Raw genomic sequence first — 3,902 nt, 5'->3', positions numbered from 1 at the left:
GGCGCCGCCCTTGGCCTGCGCTACGACCATGTCGTCGCCAATGGCCCCTATGCCGGCGAACAGGTGCTCAGCGACATCATCAGCAAGCAGGGCGAGACCATCGTCGCCCATGCCGGCACCCAGATCGACCTTGATACAGGCCGTATCCGCGCGCTGTGGGAAATCCGGGACGGCCAACTGGTGCGCCAGCTCGCCGCCTACGACCACGACAAGCACGGCGACCTGATCCGAGCACAGGACGAAAACTGCGCCGCCTGGCACTACCAGTATGACCGCCACCTCGTCACCCGCTATACCGACCGTACCGGGCGCGGCATGAACCTCGCCTACGACACCAGCCTCGACAGCGGGCTTCATGCCAAGGCGATCCGCGAGTGGCTTGATGACGGCAGCGACGACACCCGGCTCGAGTGGGACAAGAACATTCGCCTGACCTATGTCATCGATGCGCTCGGCCACGAGACCCGCTACTACTACGACATCGCCGGCTACACCTACCGCATCGTGTATCCAGACGGGCGCGAGGAATGGCTGTTCCGCGACGACGCCAAGAACGTCGTCCGCCACATCCACACCGACGGCAGCAGCGAGCATTACCGTTACGACGACCACGGCAACCTGCTCACCCACACCCGCGCCGACGGCAGCCAGGTTCACTTCGAGTATGACGGCCAGCACCGCGTCACCGGCATCCGCGATGCCGAAGGCGGCGCGTGGCGGCGCGACTACAATGCCCAGGGCCACCTGGTCGAAGAAACCGACCCGCGCGGCAACAAGACCGAATATGCGTACGACAAGGCCGGACGGCCCGTCGAAGTCCTTGATGCCAAAGGCGGCGTCACGAAACTCGTTTACACGCCGAACGGCCAGCTCGCCGGCTACCTTGACTGTTCCGGGCACAGCAGCCAGTGGGAATACGACGACCGCAAACGCCTGGTCAAGCGGATCGATGCCGCCGGCAATGTGACCCGCTACCGCTACACGCCGGTAAATAGCGAAACGCTGGCACAGGCGCATGGCGAAGGCGCCGATCGCGGCAACCACCCCGGCCAGCTCGAAGCCGTCATCCACCCCGACGGCAGCCAGGAGCAACTGCGCCACGACGCCGAAGGCCGGCTGCTTGCGCACATCGACGCACTGCAACGCGTCACCGCCTACCGCTACACTGCGGGCGGACTGATCGCCAGCCGGACCGATGCGCTGGGACACAGTCTGCGCTACCAGTGGGATGCGCTGGGCCGCTTGACCGCACTGGAAAACGAAAACGACAGCGTCTACCGCTTTCAATACGATCCCGTCGGGCGCCTGCTGCAGGAACAGGGCTTCGATGGCAAGGCTACCCTATCCCGCTATGACGAAGCCAGCGGCGTGCTGGCGGAAACCGTCGACGCCGGGGTAACCACGCGGCTCGACTTCGACCCCATGGGCCGGCTCGTGCAACGCCGCGCCGCCGTCCCCGGCCAAACGGAACAAATCGAGACCTACGCCTACAATGCCAACGGCCAGTTGGCCGAAGCGAACAACGAACACGCCAGGTTGCAATGGTTCTACGACGATGCCGGCAACCTGGTGCGCGAACACCAGCACTACCAGGGCCCGTTCCATCCAGAGAAGCGCACCGCGGTATGGCGCCACCACTATGACGAACTCAACCAGCGCACCGGCACGGTCCGCCCCGATGGCCACCGTATCGAGTGGCTGACCTACGGCGCCGGCCACGTGCATGGCCTGCTGCTGGACGGGCAGGACCTCGTCTCCTTCGAGCGCGACGCGCTGTACCGGGAGACCGGCCGTACCCAGGCCAATGGCCTGCGGCAAACGATGCAGTACGACCCGCTTGGGCGCCTGATCGAACAGCAGCTCGGCGTCATCGCGCAGGTCGGCCGGAAGGACCGGCATGGTTATCTTGACACGTACCGTCCCGACGTCCAGGTGGGCATGCAAGCCGCCATCCTGCGGCGCTACCGCTACGATCCGTCCGGCCAGCTGACCAGCTTCGAAGACAACCGGCGCGGCCGCGTCGAATACCGCTACGACCCGGTCGGCCGGCTGCTGGTGGCGAACAGCGCATTAGGCCATGAAACCTTCGCCTTCGACCCGGCGGGCAACATCCAGGCGGCCGACACCGCGCAGCCGGAGCCCATCAGCCGCCGTGTCCCACTACCGAAACTGCTGGACAACCTGCTCAGGGAATATGCCGGCGTGCGCTACCGCTACGACGAACGCGGCAACCTCGTGGAACGCACCCAGGACGGCATTCGGTCCGAATATGCATGGGATGCGTACAACCGGATGACCCGCGCCACCACCTGGCATGGCGTCACCACCTTTGCCTATGATGCGCTGGGAAGGCGCATCGCCAAGCGCAGCGGGACGATGGATGGCGCCGCCTTTCGCGAGACGGCCCGCACCATGTACGGCTGGGATGGCGACACGCTGGCGTTGGAAAGCAGCGTGCGCCGAGGCGACGCGGCGGGCGAACGGACGGTGCATTATGTGTACGAGCGCGACAGCTTCGTGCCGCTGGTACAGGCCACCCGGAGCCGTGCGCTTCGCCTGGCGCCTACCACGGATGTGAAAGCGCTGATGGCGGGCAACGGCGGCAAGTACGACATGGCGCTCGATCCGCTGTGGAACGGCGAGGTTGAGCAGGGAGCTGAGCCGTTCGGTAAGGAAGAGATCGCCTTCTATCAATGCGATCATCTGGGGACGCCGCAAGAGTTGACGGATTACGAGGGCAAGGTTGCGTGGTCGGCGCAGTACAAGGCGTGGGGGCAAGCGAAGGAGGCGATCAGCGAGGCGGCGCGCAAGGCTGGGATACGGAATCCGATACGGTTTCAGGGGCAGTACTTTGATGATGAGACCGGTCTGCATTACAACCGGCATCGGTATTACGATCCGGATACGGCAAGGTATCTCACCCAAGACCCGGTTGGAATGAATGGCGGTGAGAATGTCTATCGGTACGCACCCAATCCAACAGGGTGGATGGACCCCTTGGGCCTTACCAAATGCGCAGGAATTCCAGTCAAAAATAACTCTGCAAGAAAACTTTTGAAGGCACGTGGACTTTCAAAACAGCAGCGGCATGAGGTAGTAAGCAGCTTCTATGGTCAAATATATGCTTCTCACGGACAAGCCGGTGAGAAATTTACAATTACTGAATCCGACATAGGTGCAGCGTCAGGAGTATTTGTCACACGATGCTCGGCTGGAGCAACGCCTGCGGAAAGACGCCAAAAGCTTGCGCTTCCACCAAGCAATACGGCAGAATTTGAAAGCCCTGTTGCGCTAACTCGGAACCAAATGTTGCTTGAAGGAAAAGTTGCTCCTCAGCTACAGTGGGGACCTGACAAAACTGGAGGAGGGTGGCAAGTCATAACCGCAGGAGGTAAATACACAGGAGCAATCAAACGATGACGACCTTTTCAGAATTAATTACCAGCATTGTCGCCGATTTAGATCAAGGAGGATTTTTTAAAGATGCTGATGAGTTGCGGCACCTAGCAAATTTGGCGTTAGACCAAACTCTTTTGGCAGGAATTCGCAGAGATGCCTTAAAGCAGATAGAAATGCGTTGCCATGTGAGGTGGTTTGGAGATTTTTACTTGCCTCATTTATCGCAAAAAGATTGGTGGGGAAGACTTGAAAAACTTGGCAAGTCAACCAAGAAGCATATGCAATCCATTTGATAGTTCCAAGGGCAACATGAGCAGTAGGAGCCAAGGTTCAACCATGGTTTGATGAAGTTGGGAAGGGGCATCCAATACAAGACAGAAAATCAGTCGAGCAGTTAATTGCTTTAGGTTGCTTAAGGCCACCTCTAAAAACCTCGGCCGAGACGCCTGCGGCTGGGTAAAATCCTGACATCGAACCAAGCCAGCGAGTGCCGTCATGATGAA

General features: G+C 60.4%; 3 protein-coding genes. 2 read left to right on the top strand and 1 reads right to left on the bottom strand.

Annotated features, from left to right (window positions below; genetic code table 11):
• Positions 1 to 3,420, top strand: a 3,420-nt coding sequence (locus tag ABIB38_RS24045; protein ID WP_429207319.1) for an RHS repeat-associated core domain-containing protein, incomplete at its 5' end; no start/stop codon positions are given.
• Positions 3,417 to 3,692: a hypothetical protein gene (locus tag ABIB38_RS24040; RefSeq protein ID WP_429207317.1), complete on the top strand. Its 276-nt coding sequence runs from the start codon at positions 3,417 to 3,419 to the stop codon at positions 3,690 to 3,692. The genes ABIB38_RS24045 and ABIB38_RS24040, both read left to right, overlap by 4 nt.
• Here the strand turns inward: ABIB38_RS24040 and ABIB38_RS24035 are convergent.
• Positions 3,663 to 3,902: hypothetical protein (locus tag ABIB38_RS24035; RefSeq protein WP_429207315.1), on the bottom strand; the 240-nt coding region annotated here is incomplete at its 5' end. The genes ABIB38_RS24040 and ABIB38_RS24035 overlap by 30 nt on opposite strands.

The sequence above is a fragment of the Massilia sp. UYP11 genome, assembly GCF_050434805.1.
Lineage (GTDB): Bacteria > Pseudomonadota > Gammaproteobacteria > Burkholderiales > Burkholderiaceae_D > Telluria.
The sequence above is the reverse complement of the archived record's forward strand: the minus strand, read 5'-3'. Positions and strand labels throughout refer to the sequence as shown.

Bases quoted from the DNA above. Each gene is read 5' to 3' on its own strand.
- ABIB38_RS24040 (WP_429207317.1), top strand. From the start codon at position 3,417: ATGACGACCTTTTCAGAATTAATTACCAGCATTGTCGCCGATTTAGAT.